Source organism: Enterococcus sp. AZ163 (assembly GCF_050498925.1).
Lineage (GTDB): Bacteria > Bacillota > Bacilli > Lactobacillales > Enterococcaceae > Enterococcus_A > Enterococcus_A ferrettii.
On the sequence record NZ_JBIPAO010000001.1, the window covers coordinates 1,544,493 to 1,563,788 of the forward strand.

At 41.1% G+C, this 19,296-nt stretch carries 18 protein-coding genes; 16 read left to right on the forward strand and 2 right to left on the reverse strand.

The window, feature by feature from the left end; genetic code table 11:
- Positions 1 to 74 precede the first annotated feature (74 nt).
- From IGI46_RS07370 to IGI46_RS07385, 4 genes are all read left to right on the forward strand, one after another.
- Complete coding sequence (locus IGI46_RS07370) at positions 75 to 806, forward strand: GntR family transcriptional regulator (RefSeq protein ID WP_429962697.1); 732 nt, start codon at positions 75 to 77, stop codon at positions 804 to 806.
- Between the two features lie 78 nt (positions 807 to 884).
- Positions 885 to 2,060, forward strand: coding sequence for an SIS domain-containing protein (locus IGI46_RS07375; RefSeq protein WP_429962698.1), 1,176 nt, complete (start codon positions 885 to 887; stop codon positions 2,058 to 2,060).
- Positions 2,061 to 2,074: 14 nt separating this feature from the next.
- Positions 2,075 to 3,067, forward strand: a complete 993-nt coding sequence (gene lacD, locus IGI46_RS07380) for a tagatose-bisphosphate aldolase (RefSeq protein ID WP_429973181.1) — start codon at positions 2,075 to 2,077, stop codon at positions 3,065 to 3,067.
- Between the two features lie 11 nt (positions 3,068 to 3,078).
- Positions 3,079 to 4,017, forward strand: a complete 939-nt coding sequence (locus IGI46_RS07385; protein WP_429962700.1) for a hexose kinase — start codon at positions 3,079 to 3,081, stop codon at positions 4,015 to 4,017.
- 18 nt (positions 4,018 to 4,035) lie between these two features.
- Here the strand turns inward: IGI46_RS07385 and IGI46_RS07390 are convergent, their stop codons facing one another.
- Entirely contained in the window at positions 4,036 to 4,746 is a 711-nt protein-coding gene (locus IGI46_RS07390; protein WP_429962701.1) for a GntR family transcriptional regulator, read from the reverse strand.
- Between the two features lie 171 nt (positions 4,747 to 4,917).
- On the opposite strand from IGI46_RS07390, the gene IGI46_RS07395 reads away from it, so the two are divergent.
- From IGI46_RS07395 to IGI46_RS07420, 6 genes are all read left to right on the forward strand, one after another.
- Positions 4,918 to 6,702 carry a glycoside hydrolase family 35 protein gene (locus IGI46_RS07395; protein WP_429962702.1) on the forward strand — a complete coding sequence of 595 codons (1,785 nt, stop codon included), beginning with the start codon at positions 4,918 to 4,920 and terminating at the stop codon, positions 6,700 to 6,702.
- Positions 6,699 to 7,178 (forward strand): PTS system mannose/fructose/N-acetylgalactosamine-transporter subunit IIB, encoded by a 480-nt coding sequence (locus IGI46_RS07400; RefSeq protein ID WP_429962703.1) that lies wholly within the window; start codon positions 6,699 to 6,701, stop codon positions 7,176 to 7,178. Before IGI46_RS07395 ends, IGI46_RS07400 begins: the two co-directional genes overlap by 4 nt.
- Positions 7,179 to 7,190: 12 nt before the next feature.
- Positions 7,191 to 8,084, forward strand: a complete 894-nt coding sequence (locus tag IGI46_RS07405) for a PTS mannose/fructose/sorbose/N-acetylgalactosamine transporter subunit IIC (protein WP_429962704.1) — start codon at positions 7,191 to 7,193, stop codon at positions 8,082 to 8,084.
- Positions 8,071 to 8,880, forward strand: coding sequence for a PTS system mannose/fructose/sorbose family transporter subunit IID (locus IGI46_RS07410; protein ID WP_207702104.1), 810 nt, complete (start codon positions 8,071 to 8,073; stop codon positions 8,878 to 8,880). The genes IGI46_RS07405 and IGI46_RS07410 overlap by 14 nt, the downstream gene beginning before the upstream one ends.
- 22 nt (positions 8,881 to 8,902) lie before the next feature.
- Positions 8,903 to 9,307 (forward strand): PTS sugar transporter subunit IIA, encoded by a 405-nt coding sequence (locus IGI46_RS07415; RefSeq protein ID WP_429962705.1) that lies wholly within the window; start codon positions 8,903 to 8,905, stop codon positions 9,305 to 9,307.
- 321 nt (positions 9,308 to 9,628) lie between these two features.
- Positions 9,629 to 9,988 (forward strand): ArsC/Spx/MgsR family protein, encoded by a 360-nt coding sequence (locus IGI46_RS07420; protein ID WP_429962706.1) that lies wholly within the window; start codon positions 9,629 to 9,631, stop codon positions 9,986 to 9,988.
- Positions 9,989 to 10,090: 102 nt separating this feature from the next.
- On the opposite strand, the gene IGI46_RS07425 is transcribed toward IGI46_RS07420, so the two are convergent.
- Entirely contained in the window at positions 10,091 to 11,869 is a 1,779-nt protein-coding gene (locus tag IGI46_RS07425; RefSeq protein WP_429973182.1) for a PrpR N-terminal domain-containing protein, read from the reverse strand.
- A 170-nt stretch (positions 11,870 to 12,039) separates the two neighbouring features.
- On the opposite strand from IGI46_RS07425, the gene IGI46_RS07430 reads away from it, so the two are divergent.
- The 6 genes from IGI46_RS07430 to IGI46_RS07455 all read left to right on the forward strand — a co-directional run bounded on the left by IGI46_RS07430 (position 12,040) and on the right by IGI46_RS07455 (position 19,290).
- Positions 12,040 to 13,299, forward strand: a complete 1,260-nt coding sequence (locus IGI46_RS07430) for a four-carbon acid sugar kinase family protein (protein WP_429962708.1) — start codon at positions 12,040 to 12,042, stop codon at positions 13,297 to 13,299.
- Entirely contained in the window at positions 13,293 to 14,450 is a 1,158-nt protein-coding gene (locus IGI46_RS07435) for an iron-containing alcohol dehydrogenase (RefSeq protein WP_429973183.1), read from the forward strand. Before IGI46_RS07430 ends, IGI46_RS07435 begins: the two co-directional genes overlap by 7 nt.
- A 79-nt stretch (positions 14,451 to 14,529) precedes the next feature.
- Positions 14,530 to 15,555, forward strand: coding sequence for a 4-hydroxythreonine-4-phosphate dehydrogenase PdxA (gene pdxA / locus IGI46_RS07440; protein ID WP_429973184.1), 1,026 nt, complete (start codon positions 14,530 to 14,532; stop codon positions 15,553 to 15,555).
- A 154-nt stretch (positions 15,556 to 15,709) separates the two neighbouring features.
- A complete protein-coding gene (locus IGI46_RS07445) occupies positions 15,710 to 16,882 on the forward strand; it encodes a sialidase family protein (protein ID WP_429973185.1) in 1,173 nt (390 codons plus the stop codon).
- Positions 16,883 to 16,958: 76 nt separating this feature from the next.
- Positions 16,959 to 17,867, forward strand: coding sequence for a 4-hydroxy-tetrahydrodipicolinate synthase (dapA, locus tag IGI46_RS07450; protein WP_429962712.1), 909 nt, complete (start codon positions 16,959 to 16,961; stop codon positions 17,865 to 17,867).
- A gap of 139 nt (positions 17,868 to 18,006) precedes the next feature.
- Positions 18,007 to 19,290 (forward strand): SLC13 family permease, encoded by a 1,284-nt coding sequence (locus IGI46_RS07455; RefSeq protein WP_429962713.1) that lies wholly within the window; start codon positions 18,007 to 18,009, stop codon positions 19,288 to 19,290.
- Positions 19,291 to 19,296: the final 6 nt, after the last annotated feature.

Genomic DNA, 19,296 nt, shown 5'->3' on the forward strand with positions numbered 1-19,296 from the left:
TCTTGACAGCTTTTGAAAAACCACCTTACACTTGTCTTGTGGTTATAACCAGTTATGAAGGTGGGAGAACAACGATGGAAAATTCCTTTAAGAACAAAGCTTTGTACTATCAGTTGGTGGATCTGCTGAAGGAACGAATTGAAATCAGCATGGTTCCCCATGACAAATTGCCGTCTGAGCGGGAATTGACGGCGCATTATGGAGTTAGTCGAACGACGGTTCGCTTGGCTCTGCAGGAATTGGAAGCTACCGGCTATATCTATCGACGGCATGGGAAGGGGACATTCGTTTCTGACCTAACCAAAAACGCGGCTGATTTGGCAGGAGCTTACAGCTTTACGGAACAGATGCGCAGCATGGGGCGCAATCCCGAGACACGCATTTTGTCCTTTGAAAAACTGGAAGCGGATAAGTATATTGCTCAGCACATGAATTTACCTTTGGGCGAAGCTGTTTTTAAACTTAGTCGTCTACGGCTAGCAGACCAAGAGCCTTTAATGGTAGAGGATTCCTATCTGCCGGTTAAGCTGTTTTTATCTTTGAATGAAACAATGCTGCGGCGCAAACCGTTGTATGACTTATTTTCGGAGGATTTCAATCAAACGGTCCGTTTAGCAGATGAAGAGCTCTATGCCAGTATTGCCCAAAAGGACGATGCGAAGCTGTTAAGTATTAATGAAGGGGCACCTGTCCTGCATCTAGCTCGATCAACCTACAATATGAAAAATGAAATTATCGAATTTACACTAAGTGTGGCACGAGCGGATCAGTTTCACTACAATATTCGGCATATTAGAAATAGCTAGAATGTCCATTCTGTCTCGCGCAGAATAATGCAAGTCATGAAGATGTAACCAATTTATTTAACACGAGGAGAGTTGAGCATGTATTCATTGTCTACAGAAGAATTAGAAAAAATGGGGGCGGAAATCACCACCCGGGAAATTCGTCAACAACCAGAATTATGGGAAGAAACCTTATCTATTTATAAAAAGGAGCAAGCCAATATTCAAGCCTTTTTGGCTGAAGTAACAGCTCAGGCAAAAGGGGCTAAAACGAGAGTGATTTTTACTGGTGCCGGTACTTCACAATATGTGGGAGATACACTGGTTCCTTACTTAACCGCTCAGGGGAATCATCAGGAGTTTATTTTTGAAAGTATTGGAACTACAGATATCGTAGCTGCACCACATGAATACTTATTGCAAGATGTACCAACTTTACTGGTTTCCTTTGGCCGCAGCGGCAACAGCCCAGAGAGTATTGCAGCCATTGAAGTTGCTAATAAAGCAGTGGATACCTTGCATCATTTAATCATCACTTGTGCAGAAGAGGGACGACTAGCTGAGATTGGCCGCAACGATGACCGCAGTCTATTGTTCCTAATGCCTGAACGCTCTAATGATGATGGGTTTGCGATGACCGGCAGCTTCACTTGCATGACATTGGGCTCCTTATTGACCTTTGATGAGACCGGGCTTGCTGAAAAACAAACCTACATTGAAGTATTGGCAAAATTAGGCCGAGAAGTAATCAGCCGAGAAGCAGAGATTCAAGCAATTGTTGATCGAGACTTCAATCGTATTGTCTATGTAGGCTCAGGCAGCTTATCTGGTTTAACGCGGGAAGCACAGCTGAAAATTTTAGAATTAACCGCGGGCAAAGTTGCGACTGTTTTTGATTCTTCGATGGGCTTCCGTCATGGACCAAAATCATTTATTAATGAACAAACCTTGATGTTTGGTTTTGTGAATAATCAGCCGTACACCCGTGATTATGACTTAGACGTGTTGGAAGAAGTGAAGGAAGACGGCATTGCTGCTGGGACCTTTGCGATTACTCAATCTGGTGACCGCAACTTTACCGGAGATACCTTTGAATTTACTGCTGACCAAACCTTGCTGCCAGATGGCTATCTAGCGCTAGCTTACGTAATGGTTGCCCAGACAGTAGCTTTATTAACCTCGATAAAGGTAGAAAACAAACCGGATACTCCTTCTCCTACTGGTACAGTTAACCGTGTAGTTAAGGGCGTTACGATTCACGAATTTAATAACTAGGAGGACGGCAGAAGATGTTGAAATTAACGAAAGAAAAAAAGGCCGCTATGGATCGTTTATCAACCAAGGATGGAATCATCAGTGCCTTGGCAATTGATCAACGAGGGGCATTAAGAAAAATGATTAAGGCACTGGAGGTAGAACCAACTGACCAGCATATTGAAGAATTTAAAAAGCTGGTATCCAGTGAGTTGACACCTTATGCTTCCTCTATTTTATTGGATCCAGAATACGGCTTGCCGGCAGCGAAGGCACGTCATAAGGAAGCTGGGTTGCTGCTGGCTTATGAAAAAACCGGGTACGATGCTGCTACGCCAGGTCGTTTACCTGATTTGTTGGCTGATTGGTCAGTCCTGCGGCTGAAAGAACAAGGCGCTGATGCTATTAAATTTCTGCTTTACTATGATGTCGATGAAGACGCAGCAATCAATCACCAAAAGCATGTCTTTATTGAACGATTAGGCAGCGAATGTGCAGCAGAAAATTTACCTTTTTATCTGGAACTAGTTTCTTACGATGTGGAGAACAGTGATGCCAATTCATTGAAGTATGCCAAGGTAAAACCTCATAAAGTCATCACGATGATGAAAGAATTCTCTAAACCTCAATACAAAGTGGATGTTCTCAAGGTAGAAGTACCCGTTAATATGAACTTTGTTGAAGGCTTTGCTCCAGGGGAAACAGCCTATACCAAGGAAGAAGTAGCGGCTTATTTTACAGAACAAAGCAAGGCAACAAATTTGCCATTTATTTTTCTAAGTGCGGGAGTTTCAACGGAATTATTCCAGCAAACGCTGGTATTTGCCAAAGAAGCTGGATCAACCTTTAACGGTGTTCTATGTGGACGAGCAACGTGGAAGAACGGTGTCAAACCATTTACTGAGTTAGGGGAAGCGGCTGGTCGCGAATGGCTGCAAACCGTTGGTCGTGAAAACATTGAAAGCCTCAATCGGGTGATTAATCAGACCGCCAGCTCATGGCATGACAAAGCAGAAGTGATCGATTAGGAGGAAAGTCTGTGATCTTAACAGTAACGATGAATCCATCCATTGATATCTCTTATCCCTTAGACAAGTTTGTTCTCGATAAGGTGAATCGTGTACAACAAGTATCCAAAACTCCTGGAGGAAAAGGCCTGAATGTTACTCGAGTGATTCATGATTTGGGCGGCGAAGTAACGGCTACTGGCGTACTGGGCGGCTTTCATGGAAAGTTTTTGGCAAAGCAGTTAGATCAAGCGTCAATTACCCACGACTTTGCATCAATTGAAGGGGAAACTCGGGATTCGATTGCTATCCTCCATGAGGGCAATCAAACAGAGATTTTAGAACCCGGACCCACTGTCACGGAGTCAGAGCAGCAAGACTTTTTAGAAAAGTACCAGCAATTAGTTGAGAAAGCTCAGCTGGTTACAATTTCAGGCAGTTTAGCCAAAGGATTACCTGCGGACTTTTATCAGACTTTGGTTAGACTGGCAGCAGAACAAGAAGTGAACGTTTTAGTAGATACATCTGGGGAGAGTCTAAAACAGGTTCTAGCTGGTGAGGTGAAACCTTATTTGATTAAGCCGAATTTGGATGAATTAAGTGATCTGCTAGGACAACCCTTGGCAATTGATCGTCCAACAGAAATTCAAAAGGCGCTGCAGCAGCCAATTTTTGCTGGGATTACCTGGATTGTGGTTTCTTTGGGGAAAGAGGGTGCACTGATCAACTATCAAAACCAATTTTATCGAGTAGCGATTCCCAATATTCAAGTAGTCAACCCTGTTGGATCTGGCGATGCCACGATTGCCGGTTTAGCCTATGGCATTTCTCAGAAACACGAACCTCAGCTGATTATGAAGGAATGTATGGCAGCTGGAATGGCCAATGCAATGCAAGTCAAAACCGGGCAAGTTGATCCTGATGATTTCAACCAGCTGATGAAAGAAATTCAAATAAAAAAGCTTGATTAAGCGCTCAGCCTAACCAAACTAGTTCGGATTAGAAACCAATTCAATTTTGTAGAAGTTCCATTTTTTGAAGGTTTCAACGTATTCAAGAATTTGTTCAGTATCTTTTCGTTTGGTCATCCTGATTTGCAAGACAATGGGTTCTTCTTTAATGATTTGCAGCTTTTCGCAAGCCTTGTCAGGTGCTGGAAACTTGATTTCGTTGGTCTCAACGAAGGTCTCATCGTTCATATGAATGTTGTAATCCAGCTTAAAGCGCTGATAAACCGAATTGTAATAGCTTAAATCAGGATAATTAGGATTCACATATTGCTCAGGCAAATAGGTTTGATGATACATGTAGGGCACATTCCCAGTTGTTCGAACACGTTCAATGCAATAATAAAAGGCTGTCTCCGGCAGCTCCAGTCGATTAAGATAGTCCGCGTCATTGCCCCGGGTAATACTAAGCACCTTGACCTGATCGTGATTAATCGGGAATAACTCAATGTCGGAAAATTCTACCAGCTTGCCTTTGCGAGCCCGGGAGACAAAGGAGCCGCGCCCTTGATGGCGAACAATGAAACCATCTTTTACTAGTTCATTTAATGCCCGAATCACCGTGATAGAGCTGACGTTAAACAGTTTAACTAATTCGGCTTCTGTGTAAAATTTATCGCCGTTTTCGAAGCGGCCAGCAATGATTTGCTGCTTCAGCTCATCTTTAATGATTTGGTATTTTGGGATTGTCATTTGTTCGGCCTCCAATTATGAATAAATCCTAAAAATTTGGTTAGTATTTTATCGTATACCCTGTCAAACATGATTTTACCATAAGTTTGAGTTAATAATACTGTTGACTTTCTATTTGACTAAATTTAATATATTAATATACTGAAAACGTTTTCTGGGAGGAGCATATTCTTGAATACTTTTGAAATAAAAGAAGATTTTCTACTAAATGGTCAACCTTTTAAAATCATGTCTGGTGCTATTCATTATTTTCGGGTACATCCGACAGATTGGTATCATTCCCTGTATAACTTAAAGGCATTAGGCTTTAATACAGTCGAAACCTATGTTCCTTGGAATTTGCACGAGCCGAAAAAAGGCGAGTATCAGTTTGACGGTATTTTGGATTTGGAAAAATTTCTAAAAACTGCTGAAGAAGTAGGATTGTACGCAATCGTTCGACCATCGCCATACATTTGTGCTGAATGGGAATTCGGCGGATTTCCGGCTTGGTTGTTAAACGAACCTATCAGAATACGTTCTTCAGATCCGTCTTATCTGCAAAATGTGGCAGATTATTACGACGTACTGATAGAAAAAATTGTTCCGCATCAATTGACTCATGGCGGCAATGTTTTGATGATTCAGATTGAAAATGAATACGGTTCCTTCGGTGAGGATAAAAATTATTTACGAGCTGTTCGGGATCTGATGCAGGAAAGAGGGATTGACGTTCCTTTCTTTACCTCAGATGGACCTTGGCGGGCAACCCTGCGAGCTGGCAGCATGATTGATGAAGATATTCTAGTTACTGGAAATTTCGGTTCGAAGGCGAAGAAAAACTTTGCTGATATGGAAAGCTTCTTTGCTGAACATGACAAAAAATGGCCCCTGATGTGCATGGAATTCTGGGACGGCTGGTTTAACCGCTGGAAGGAACCGATTGTGCAGCGGGATGCTGAGGAATTAGCCGAAGCGATTAAGGAAGTCTTAGCAATCGGCAGCATTAACCTTTACATGTTCCATGGTGGAACAAACTTTGGCTTTATGAATGGCTGTTCAGCTCGTGGAACGATCGATTTGCCGCAAATCACTTCTTATGATTACGGGGCACCATTGGATGAACAGGGCAACCCAACTGAAAAGTATTACGCAATTCAACGGATGGTCCACGAGAACTATCCTGAGCTGCAGCAGATGCCCCCGCTAATTAAGAAGGGTGCAGAAGTAAAAGCAATTCCTTTAAGCGAAAAAGTCAGCTTATTCGCAACAGTAGACACACTAAGTCAGCCAGTCAGCTCTCAATATCCGCAAGGGATGGAGCAGCTGGGACAAAATACGGGTTATCTGCTTTACCGGACGACAATTGAAAAGGATGCTGAAAAAGAAAGACTTCGAATTATTGATGGTCGCGATCGGGCACAAATGTATATAAATCAAAATTTGAAGGCGACCCAATACCAGACAGAAATTGGCGAAGATATTTTTGTTGAAATGGAGCAGCCGGAAAATCAGCTGGATATTTTGATGGAGAATATGGGACGAGTAAATTACGGGCATAAGTTATTTGCTGATACTCAACGCAAAGGGATTCGTAATGGTGTGATGGCGGATTTACATTTTATTACCAATTGGCAGCAGTATTGCCTGCCATTGGACAATGTGGAACAAATTGATTTTTCCAAGGAATGGCAACCGCAGCAGCCAAGTTTCTATCGCTATCAGGTGACATTTGAGGAAGTAGAGGACTGCTTTATTGATCTGTCAGGATTTGGCAAAGGTGTTGTGTTTATTAATCAAGTAAATATTGGCCGTTTCTGGGAAGTAGGACCAACTTTGTCCTTGTATATTCCTAAAGGTTATCTAAACACCGGGTTGAACGAAATTATTGTTTTTGAAACGGAAGGCACGTACCAATCGGAAATCCAATTAACAGCTAAACCAATTTATAAAGAGATGAAAGAGGGAGAAAAATGAGTATTATCGGAGTAAGAATTGATGGACGTTTGATTCACGGACAAGTGGCAAATTTATGGACAACTAAATTAAACATCAGTCGTATCATGGTAGTAGACGATGAGGTTGCTCAAAATGATATTGAAAAAAGTGGATTAAAACTGGCGACACCTGCGGGAGTTAAGCTAAGTGTTTTGCCAGTTGAAAAAGCAGCCAACAATATTTTAGCAGGCAAATATGATTCTCAACGTTTGCTGATTATCGCTCGTAAACCAGATCGTTTATTGAAATTAGTCGAGCTGGGTGTGCCGATTACCGAAATTAATGTAGGCAATATGTCACAAACGGATGAAACACGTTCGATTACTAAATCGATTAATGTTGTGGATCAGGATGTTGACGTGTTTAACCAGTTAGATGCTAAGGGTGTTCGTTTGGTGGCACAAATGGTTCCGAGTGATAAATCAGAAGACTTTATGAGTCTGTTAAAAAAATAAGGGGGAAGTAAAATGGATATCTTATGGTGGCAGATCTTATTATTATCATTATATGCAGGGTATCAAATTTTAGATGAACTGCAAATTTATTCATCGCTAAGTGCACCAGTGTTTGCTGGCTTGTTTGCCGGATTAGTTATGGGAGACCTTAAAGCCGGATTGATTATCGGTGGTAGTATGCAATTAACAGTATTGGGTGTTGGAACGTTTGGTGGTGCTTCCAAAATTGATGCCAACTCAGGAACAGTCTTGGCGACCGCATTCTCCGTTGCCTTAGGAATGAATCCAGAACAGGCGATTGCAGCAATTGCGGTACCAGTAGCAAGTTTGATGATTCAATTGGATATTTTAGCTCGTTTTGCGAATACATTCTTTGCTCACCGTATCGATAAATTAGTTGAAGATATGAACTATAAAGGTATTGAGCGCAACTTTTTAATGGGAGCTATTCCATGGTCTCTGTCACGGATGATTCCAGTATTCTTAGCCTTAGCTTTTGGTGGTGGATTGGTTGAACGAGTTGTGGCAGTCTTGAATGGAGATTTGAAATGGTTAGGTGATGGCTTATCCGTAGCCGGTGCCGTATTGCCAGCAGTCGGTTTTGCGATTCTATTACGTTACTTGCCAGTGAAAAAACACTTCCCTTACTTGATTCTAGGCTTTACACTTACCGCATTACTGGGAACAGTCTTTACCAATATGCAATTATTAGGCAGCGGTGTTGCTAGTGTTGTTAAGGATTTTGAAGGAGTCTTCAATTCATTACCAATGTTGGCGATTGCTTTAATCGGCTTTGCATTAGCAGCGATCAGCTATAAGAACGGACAGATGGTACCAAGTGCACCAGCTTCCCACAGCAATGGCAGCGATTCAGACGAGGGGGAAATTGAAGATGACGAAATCTAATTACAAGTTAACAAAAGAAGATTTTAAACAAATCAATCGCCGAAGCTTGTTCACTTTCCAGTTGGGCTGGAACTATGAACGAATGCAAGGATCAGGCTATTTGTACACGATCCTGCCGCAATTACGCAAAATCTATGGAGATGATACGCCAGAGCTGAAGGAAGTCATGCGCACCCATACTCAATTCTTCAATACCTCCAACTTTTTCAATACCATTATTACCGGGATTGATTTAGCGATTGAAGAAAAAGAAGGCATTAGTGCCAAGCAAACAGTTTCTGGTTTGAAAGCCGGTTTAATGGGACCTTTTGCCGCGATTGGCGATTCCATTTTTGCTGCATTAATTCCAACTATCTTTGGTGCTTTGGCAGCAAATATGGCAATTAACGGCAACCCAACGGGAATTTTTATCTGGATTATTGCTCAAATTGCTGTAATGATTTTCCGCTGGAAGCAGCTGGAATTTGCTTATAAGGAAGGAATTTCCTTAGTTACCACTATGCAGCATCGTTTAACAGCATTAACTGATGCCGCAACTTTACTAGGAGTATTCATGGTCGGTGCGTTAGTCGCAACGATGGTTAACGTGAAGTTTTCATGGGCACCAAGTATTGGTGATGTTACGTTGAACATGCAAAATAATATTGATATGATCTTGCCGCGTCTATTGCCAGCAGGTATCGTTGGTGCAGTTTACTGGATGCTGGGCAAGAAGAATATGACCTCTACTAAAGCGATTTTCATTGTATTAGTTGTCTGTGTTGCTCTATCTGCCTTTGGCGTAATTTCTAAATAATTTAGACAGGAGAGAAGGACAAATGGGAAAACAATTAGTTTTAGTTAGTCATGGATTATTTTGTGAAGAATTAAAGAAAAGTACAGAAATGATCATGGGACCGCAGGCAAATATTCATACGGTAGCTTTACTGGAATCAGAGGCGCCGGAGGATTTCCGTAAAAAGTTCGAGACAGCTATTGAAGATTTGAACGATTTTGTAGTATTAGCTGATTTGATGGGCGGTACCCCTTGTAATGTCGTTTCCCGCCTAATTATGGAAGGAAAGGATATTGAACTGTATGCTGGCATGAATATGCCGATGGTCATTGATTTCATTAACAGTGAATTAGTTGGGACTGAAATGTCCTTGGTTCAGGCTGGAGCTAGCAATATTGCTTATGTCAATGATGTAATTGCTTCAGACGATGATGAGGACGACGAATAAAACGTCAAAAACCGTTTCTATTACAGAGACGGTTTTTTGATTGTTCCAAGAAGGAGGGTCCTATTTATAATAAAAAGAAAAGCTGGTTGCTCTCTCAGAAAAAACTAGTGATGTGAACTTTGGCATTTGATCAAAACGATAGCACTGTCAATCAATATTGTTCAATCATTCACAGGTTTTTGCTTTTCCAATTAATTATCCTAGTGTATACTTTGAAATATAATAGATAAACAAAAAAATAAAGATCATTCTAATGTGGTAAATCGTGCATTAATAAAAAATGTACTAATATTTAAATAAATGAAGCAAAGGAGTGAAAAAATGATTCAAGTACTGTCTGATCCAGGGTGCCCCAACTGTCAGAAAACCAAAAAGCTGCTGCAATTGAACAACGTGAATTTTGAATCCTATAATCTGCAAACCGAGGCGATGCAAAGAGAAACGTTATCCACTATTTTAAAGCTGGTGGATGATATTGATGAGATTCTTACGGTAGGGTCACCTATTTACAATGAGCTGGCGTTGGATTATGGTCATCTGTCCCCAGAAGAATTATTGCAAGTGTTGAGAACTTATCCTAATTTAATTAATCGGCCGATTTTATTTGATGATAATAATCTGTGTGTTGGTTACAATCCTGAAAAATTGGAAGCCTTTGGAGTAAAGGCTGATGTTTTTTAACTTATTTAATTGTCGTTCTACCGCCTGAAAATGGCGGTTTTTTTACGGGGAAATATCTTTTCGAAAGGGCTTGTAATAGAAAGTCACAGGCCCTGTTCACATTTATTCTTCTTTTAAATAGCGCCACAGAGTGGTTCGGCTGATGCCTAGTTGTTCAGCCGTTTTTGTTTGGTTGCCATTGTTTTGTTCCAACACGTTCAAGACAATTTGCTTAATGTAGTCAAACAGAGTAGGTTGTTCAGCAGTAAGCTGCAAGGTTATGGGTGTCTGATTGCTGATGGAAAAAGATTGAATCAGCCGCTCTTTTTTTAATAATTCGCTAACTTGGTGTTCCGTGATGTAGTGAGTTGCAGCATGGATCACTAATTCCTTGATGGCTGCTTGCAGCTGATTCAAATTTCCAGGCCAGTCAAAGGATAAGAATTCTTTGATGGCTTTGGGATCAAAACCCATAATTTCTTTATTACACTCAATATTCATTTTATTCAGAAGCAAGGTCGTAATCACACTAAGTTCGTTTTTACGTTCACGGATAGCAGGAGCATAAATACTGGCACAATTTAATTCCGTTATCAGTTGTTCGTAAGTGCTTGCTTCGCCAGCACGATTGGTATTATAAGTAAAAATGACATGGTTACGCTGAAGCAGGCGAGTGTTTTGAATAATTGTGATCAGCTGGTCAATATCCTGCTTGGAAAGCTGTTCAACATGCTCGATTAAAATAATGTTGTTCACATCGACAAAAGGTCCGTTTGACGGATTGACCAAAAATTTCCACATTTTATCATTGATTAGTTTAGAGTCGATGGAGATCAAAAAATTGTTATGGGTCTTTTTATTTAAGTAAGCTTGATAGGCCATACTGGATTTGGCTGTTCCAGTTTCACCAAAAATAATCATGCCTTGATAATGATCAGCCAGCTTCTGCAGCTCTTGCTTAGTTGATTGCTGAATAAATTTAGTAAAGAGTAGTTTGGTGGTCAAGCTTTCCTCTACTTCGCTTCTTTTTTGATAAAGAATTCCTAGGCGATTTCCCACAATTGGCGGGGTGGAGGTATTGATGGCGCAACTATAATAAAATTGTTCGTCAATCAGCAACGGCTTCAGTTCAATACTGTAGGATTTTCCCCGAATCGTTGTATAGTACTGATTTTCCTCTGTTAATGATTTTTTAGCTTGTAAAAAGAGCAAAAAGGCCTTTTCTAATGCAGGATTAAGGGTTGAAAAGAAAACGTGAAATTCCTGATCAATAATCAGGCAGTCGGACCGTTGACTTTTCAGACTTTCAGCTAACATCTGATATTCTTGCTGAGCTTGTTTTAAATAGGTTGCAATCGTTAGAGCTTCGGTAAAAGCGTGTTTAATACTATCAAAACCTGAAGTAATCAAGATGGTATTCAATGATTTTGTCAAAGCCAGCCGATTAGTAATGGCATCACAAAGAATCATTTCATACTGTTCCTCCACTAAGTCATCCAAAATTTTACTGGTATCCGTTGTGTTGGTCAGGGTAATGATCTTAATTTTATATCCTAAAATATCACAAAGCAGATGAGCTTTTTCGGTAATACTGGCGTAGCCCACGATCGCAAAATTCGTTGTATAATTTTCCGCCAGCCGAATGGCACCTAAAATATCGTAAATGGAGATGGAGACATCAATAACCGGAATCGATACAGCTTTACGAATCAAATCAGCGGTTCCACCCCGGGAAATAATGGCATCGTACCCATCGCTAAACAGTTCAACGGCCAGTTTTTGACCTTCCTCCAAATCAGCTGTGTAAATATCTGCCTGCAGCTCTTCAAATTGATCGCTGACCACATTCATAGAATGATTTAATTCTTCATAAGGAGCAATCCCTAAAAACTTCGTTCTCATCTTTCAAACCTCCTGATGTTTCATATAGTAACAATGATAAAGGTGTTTAACCAAAAATGATAGAGGAAGTTCTATATCGTTTCATAATTAAACGTTTTTTTGCTTTTTTTGATATTAAAAGTAGATTTGAGAACATAAAATGAAATTATGAAATCCAAGGTGGTGAACGAATGTTAAAGCTATTAGTCATTGCAGATGACTTTACCGGAGCTCTTGATACGGGTGTTCAATTTTCCAATCAGGGAGTCCATACCTTGGTTTCAACGGAAATAGATTTGAACAAGATTGAGCTGGAGGAAAGCGTCGCTGTACTGGTAATAAATACTGAGAGCCGCTATTTACCTTTTAAAGAAGCCTACGAGCAAATGAGTGAAATAATTGTAAGCGCTCAGCAGAAGGGGATTCCATATATATATAAGAAAGTAGATTCTGCATTGCGGGGGAATATCAGTGCCGAAGTCAAAGCTATTCTGGATACCAGCCAAGCAGGAATCATTCCATTTTTACCAGCTTATCCTGAGATGAATCGCGTACTAGTTGACGGTAATTTGTATATCGATCAGGTCTTGGTTTCTCAAAGTGTGTTTGCTGATGATCCTTATGAGCCAGTAACAGAAAGCAATCTGATTCATCGGTTGAAGCAAGAGGCGGGTATCGAAGCACTGCTGGTCAAAGCCAATGAACTTCCCCATAATAGAAAAGGTGTTTTGATCTTTGATGCGCAAACAGAGAATGATTTAAAGCAACAAATGCAATTGTTAAAGGAAAGCGATCTATTGGCAATCACCATCGGCTGTGCTGGATTTGCCAAGATTTTAGCTCAGCAGTTATTTCCGGCCGTGTCCGTCAGCAGCTACTCGGTAAAAAATCCGTTAGTGGTGATCTGCGGCAGCGTTAATCCTATTACTAAAAAGCAAATTGAACACGCTGACAAAAAAGCTTATCCCAGAATTTCCTTAACCCCCCAACAGCTGCTGGAGCCGAATTACTGGTCCAGAACAGAAGGAAAACAGGAACTTCGAAACTATCTGAAGCTGATGAAGGTCCATCCTTTGCTGGTTTTTGAAACCTTAAGCGAAGAGACTTCCGAAGGGATTAAGACATATAGCCGGGAAAAAGCGCTGCCGGTTTCTGAATATCGCTTTCGGATCGGCAAGTCGTTGGGAGAATTGACTCAGGCCTTGTGGTCCAGTCACAGCGAAAATACATTTCTTTTCACTGGCGGGGATACCCTTTTTCAGTCCATGAAGGTATTGGGGGTTCAGACAATCCGACCACTGACAGAGCTCAGTGCCGGGACTGTTTTATCAACTATTGAATGGAACCAAAAGCAACGCCAGGTGATTACTAAGTCAGGTGGATTTGGCAACGAAGAGTTGTTTGAAGAAATTAGTCGTTTAAATGAACACATAGGAGGAAGAACATGTTAGCAGATTATCAATTAAAAATGCCCAAAAATATCAACGCCGGAGAGCACGCCCTGGAGCAATTGGCCGGCATCATTGCCAACGGAGTGAAGAAAATTGTCATCTTTACTGATAAAGGAATTTTAGGAGCCGGCTTAGTGGATATCCCTAAGGCAATCATTGAAGAAGCTGGAATTGACTACACAATTATTTCCGACATCCCAGCTGAACCAAACTATCACGAAGCGCAGGCTATGATCGATGAATTTAAAAAACAGGAAGCTGATTTTATTATAGCCATCGGCGGAGGAAGTGTAATGGATGTTGCCAAGCTATCCTCGATTTTGGCGACAGATGAGTATAGCGTGAAGGATTTGCTGGACGAACCATTGCTAGCGAAGAAGCAAATTACCAGCTTGATGATTCCAACAACTGCCGGAACTGGTGCTGAGGCGACTCCTAATAGTATTGTCGGTGTTCCAGAGAAGGATTTGAAAATTGGTATTGTTAATTCAGAGATGATTGCCGATTATGTGATTCTTGACAGCCGCATGATAAAAAATCTGCCAAAGCCTATTGCTGCGGCAACTGGAGTAGATGCATTATGTCATGCGATTGAATGTTTCACTTCAGCTAAAGCCAACCCTATCAGCAATACTTTTGCTTTGGAGGCCTTGGATTTGATCATGAACAATTTAGTTGAAGCCTGTACCAACCCAGAAGCTTTGAAAGCGAAGAGTGATATGCTGTTAGGCTCCTTTTATGCCGGCGTAGCGATTACGTCCTCAGGTACGACAGCGGTTCATGCCTTGTCTTACCCGCTGGGCGGAAAATATCACATTGCTCATGGGGTGTCCAATGCTATGCTTTTGACTCCAGTGATGAAATTTAATGAACCAGCCATTAAGGATCTGCTGGCTATTGCCTATGACCGAGTAGTGAAGAACGGTAACAAGGATTTGTCTGTTGATGAGAAATCAGGCTATATGATCAATCAGCTGGAAGAAATGGTGAAGGTGTTGGAGATACCAACCAGCCTGAAAACCTTCAATGTACCAGAAGAAGAACTTGACGGCTTAGTGGCTGCTGGTATGGAGGTGACCCGCTTATTGGTTAACAACAAACGGGAAGTAACTCCTAAGGATGCACGAAAGATTTATTTGGAAATCATGTAGTGATGAACGTTGTTGAATAAATGCAAAATGAATTAAGCAGCATTCGTTTCTTACTTATTATAGAAGGAGTTTTGCAGCAATGAAAAAAATCGTCGGTATTACCATGGGAGATCCAGCTGGTATTGGACCGGAAATTGCCTTGAAGGCTTTTCTGAAAGCAGAATTATATGACCGTTGTCGTCCGCTGTTAGTCGGTGATAAAAGTGTCCTAGATTATTATTTAGCTCAGCATCCAGAATTGAACGTGACGGTTCATCCCATTGACAAACCAAGTGATGGGAAATACACCTTTGGCATCATTGATTTAATTGACCTACAGGTGGTTAACATGGATGAGCTGCCGATTGGTGAAGTGTCAGAGGTTGGCGGTAATGCAGCCTTCCAATATGTGAAAAAAGTCATTGAGCTGGCTTTAGCTAAAGAAGTTGATGCTACGGTGACCAATCCATTGAACAAGGAAGCTATGAATGCCGCGGGCCATCATTATGCTGGCCATACGGAAATTTATGCTGACTTAACTGGGACTGATAAATATACCATGATGCTGGCTGACGGCAATTTGCGAGTGGTGCATGTTTCTACTCATGTATCTTTGCGGGAAGCCTGTGACCGGGCGACTAAAGACCGGGTTTTGGATGTCATCAGGATTGCCGATACTGCTTGTAAAAATCTCGGCATTAAAAACCCACGCATTGCCGTAGCAGGATTAAATCCTCATTGTGGGGAAAATGGTTTGTTTGGGCAAGAAGAGATTAACGAGATCAATCCAGCTGTTGAAGCGGCTAAAGCAGAGGGCATCAATGCTTACGGCTCATTGCCAGCCGATACGGTCTTCTCAAAAGCCAACGGCGGCATGTACGACATTGTTGTAGCTATGTACCATGATCAAGGGCATATTCCCTTGAAGCTGTTGGGTTTTGTTTACGATCAAAAGACAGCTAGCTGGGAAGCTGTGAAGGGAGTCAATATTACCTTGAATCTGCCGATCATTCGGACTTCCGTGGATCATGGAACGGCCTTCGACCAGGCTGGCAAGTGGACAGCAAGTGAGTTAAGTCTGGAAAATGCGATTGATTATGCGATTCGCTTAGCTGAAAACTCTTAAAAAACCGTAATAGCTGATTCTTCTTGCAGTGAATAAATAATGTTCGGCAAGAAGAGCTGGCTGTTGACGAGGAAATTTCATATAACCAAAGGGATAATTAAGCTCAGTCTTAATAAAAATAGGCAGAAAAAAATGATGTAGGGGGATTAAAAAAATGGCTACAAAATTACCAAGTATCCGACAATCAGAACCAAATGGTGTGGTCTATCGAGATGAATTTTTAGCTGTAGATTTTGGCCTTATTCCAACTGGCGGTAATAATACTGCCCACGCACCAACACTGATTGAGACAAAAGACGGCGGGTTGTTGTGTGCCTGGTTTGCCGGAAGCTTTGAAGGCAGCGGAGATATTTCTATTGTGGTATCCAAACTTGATCCAGAAGCTCAGGTTTGGTCAGTACCAGTAACCGTATCAAAGGGAGAAGACCGTAGTGAACAAAATCCAGCCTTTTTTAGAGCACCCGATGGAAAGATCTGGCTGATTTATACTTCACAGGTAAGTCGTCAAGAAGGTAAGGACAATATGCAGTTTACTTCCATCATCATGGTTCAAAAATCAAGTGATGAAGGAGTAACCTGGGGAGAACCTGAAGCATTGTTCGCTGACGAAGGAACTTTCTCTCGTCAGGCCATTCAAATCCTGAGCAACGGCCGCTGGATTTTCAGTACCTGGTTGTGTGAAGATTCGCCAGACGGATTAACTAATGATCCAACAGAATTCCAAGTATCTGATGATCAAGGACAAACCTGGACAGCGGTTCGAATGCCTGATAGCAGCGGACGAGTTCACGCCAACATTGTGGAAGTAGAAGAAGGACATTTAGTGGCCTTCATGCGGAGTCGTTTTGCGGATCATGTTTACAGCAGTGAATCCTTTGACTTTGGCGATAGCTGGAGTGTGCCGGAACCCACGGTATTACCGAATAACAATGCAAGTGTCAGTGCTATCCGTTTGCAGTCCGGCGAAGTTGCCCTGGCTTATAACCTAAATGCAGCCAATCATGCTGCCTTTGGAAAAGTAGCTTGGCCAGGATTACGGAATCCAGTTGCTGTTTCAGTCACGGAAGATTTTGGCAAAACTTGGCCGATCGGTCGCGTATTTGAACCAGCAGAAGGCTATATCGGGATTGAGAATAAAACCAACAATTCACAGCATGAGTATCCAACGCTTTATCAAGACAGCCAAGGTTTATTGCATCTAGTTTATGCCTACAAAAATCGTCTTTGCGTAAAATATGTCCGTTTTACAGTAGAAGATTTATTAGGGGAAAAACGGGAGACCGAAGGCTTATATAACCCAACCTCAGGTGAAGGGGTACTGGAATAAATTCTTTGAGACAAGCATCAATTGAGTAAATGATACCGCATTCTTAATGATAAACAATAAAAAAGGAGAGAATTAAATGAAAACGACAGAATTGAAAGGAATTATTTCCCCGATTTTAACCCCTATGAATGAGGACGAAACGCTAAATTTAGAGGAACTTCGCACACAAGTGGAACGGATGATCGAGAATGGCATTCACGGAATTTTCCCTTTTGGAACGAATGGTGAAGGCTATATTTTAACAGCTGACGAAAAGAAATCGGTTGTTGAAACGGTAGTTGATCAAGCGAATGGTCGTGTTCCCATATATGCAGGGACTGGAACACTTTCTACTAAGGAAACAATTGAACAAAGTAAAATGGCTCAAGCTGCTGGAGCAGATGTATTGTCAATTATTACGCCAAGCTTTGCTGCAGCGAGTCAGGATGAATTATACACTCACTACAAAACGGTGGCAGAAGCAGTTGATATGCCAATTGTTTTATACAACATTCCAGCACGTACAGGTAATGCCTTAGCTCCAGCAACAGTTGGACGTTTAGCAGAAATTGAAAATATTATTGGCGCTAAAGATTCTAGCGGGAATTTTGCTAATATTTTGGGTTATATTGATGCAGGTAAAAAGAAAACAAACGCAAAATTCTATACCCTATCTGGAAATGATCAATTAATTATTTGGACATTATTGGCTGGAGGAACTGGGGGAATCGCAGGTTGCGCCAATGTGTATCCTCAGACGATGGCTTCTATCTATGACCTATTTGTTGAAGGGAAAATTGAGGAGGCGAAAAAGGCCAATGAAAGTATCCAAAGCTTCAGAGCCTGCTTTAAGTATGGCAATCCTAATACAATTGTAAAAACTGCTACCCGTTTACTAGGATACAATGTAGGACCTTGTCGTGCTCCATTCAATCAAGTGCCTGAAGAAGGAATCGAAGCAATCAAAAAAGTGCTGGAAGAAAATAAAGCTAAAGGTATGAAATAACTGAATCAGCTGCTGCTCCCTTTTTCTATAATTGGTGAGCAGCAATGAAATGTATCATTGAGGATAGAATATATGTTTGTTGCAGCTTATATATTCTATCCTTCTAATTGAAATAGATGAAAAAGCTTAGGAGGGTATTATGACTATTCAAATGATTATTGCTTTGGCAATCACAGCGCTAATGATTGTTTTAATAATGATTGATAAATTGCCATTTGGTGCACCGCCATTGTTTGCCTGTATATTGCTGGTTATCTTTGGAATCGCTGACATTAAAGGAGCTTTTGCCGGATTCTCTAATTCAACCATTATTATGTTAGCTGAGTTTATGGCTATTATTGCTGCTCTGCAAAAAACGAATTTTATTGTCGTGTTTAAAAAGGCCATGTTTGCGATGGCTAATAAGGGTGGATTTAAATCGTACATGCTGATTATTTTAATTGTGATGTTAGGCTGCAGCATGTTCGGTACAGGATCAACCGCCTATTATGTATTAACTATTGGATTACTTTCTACGTTGCCTTATAGTAAAAAACTTCCCCCTTCTAAGATAATTATGACTGCTGGATTTGCTGCAAATCATCCCTTGATCCCATTTAATACGGCTCTGCAGTACGGAATTGTCATTGCTGTTCTTGGAGCAGCTGGACAAGCAATCAATGTTTCAGTTTTTAAATTTGCTATCGTCAATTTATTTTTATCCATGGGATTTTTGTTGAATTGTATTATTCAGTATAAATTCTTGCCAGATCACCCCATCAAGGATGAAGATACCGAAGAGGTTAATACTGAAGGAAATGAGAACGTTTCGTTATTACCTAAATGGAAGCAAAATGTTACTTATGCAGCATTTGTATTTGCGGTTGTTGGTATGTTGCTGCAAAGTAGAATCGGAGACGCTGGTTATGCGATGGCGGGTTTGTCGGTTGCAGTTATTTTAGTTGTTGGAGTGCTGGATTTTGCGGAAGTTAGAGATGCGATCAGTGCACCAATCATTTTAATGTCGGCCGGTGTTATTGGTGTGGCAGATGCTCTGGGAAGCACAGGGCTTACTAATTTAGTAGGCGAAACGGTTGCCGGAATGTTAGGTAACAATATTAATCCTTTCATGATGATCTTTGCCTTCTGTATCCTGACTAGTTTGCTAGCTACATTGACAGGGTCAACGATAGGAACAGTGTATGTATTTACACCCTTAGCTATTGCAGTTTGTTCTAATCTTGGGCTGGATCCTACTGCTGCTGCCTGTGCAATTGTTATTTCCGGCTGGTGCGGACACTTCTTACCAATTGACGGAATGCCAGCAATGATTTTAGGCTATGGAAAATATTCAGCAAAAGAATTTTGGGTATTTACGATTCCTCAGTATTTCATTCGGTTGATTGCTTTGACTGTTGGCGCGTTAATTATGTTCCCTATGTAGATTTTT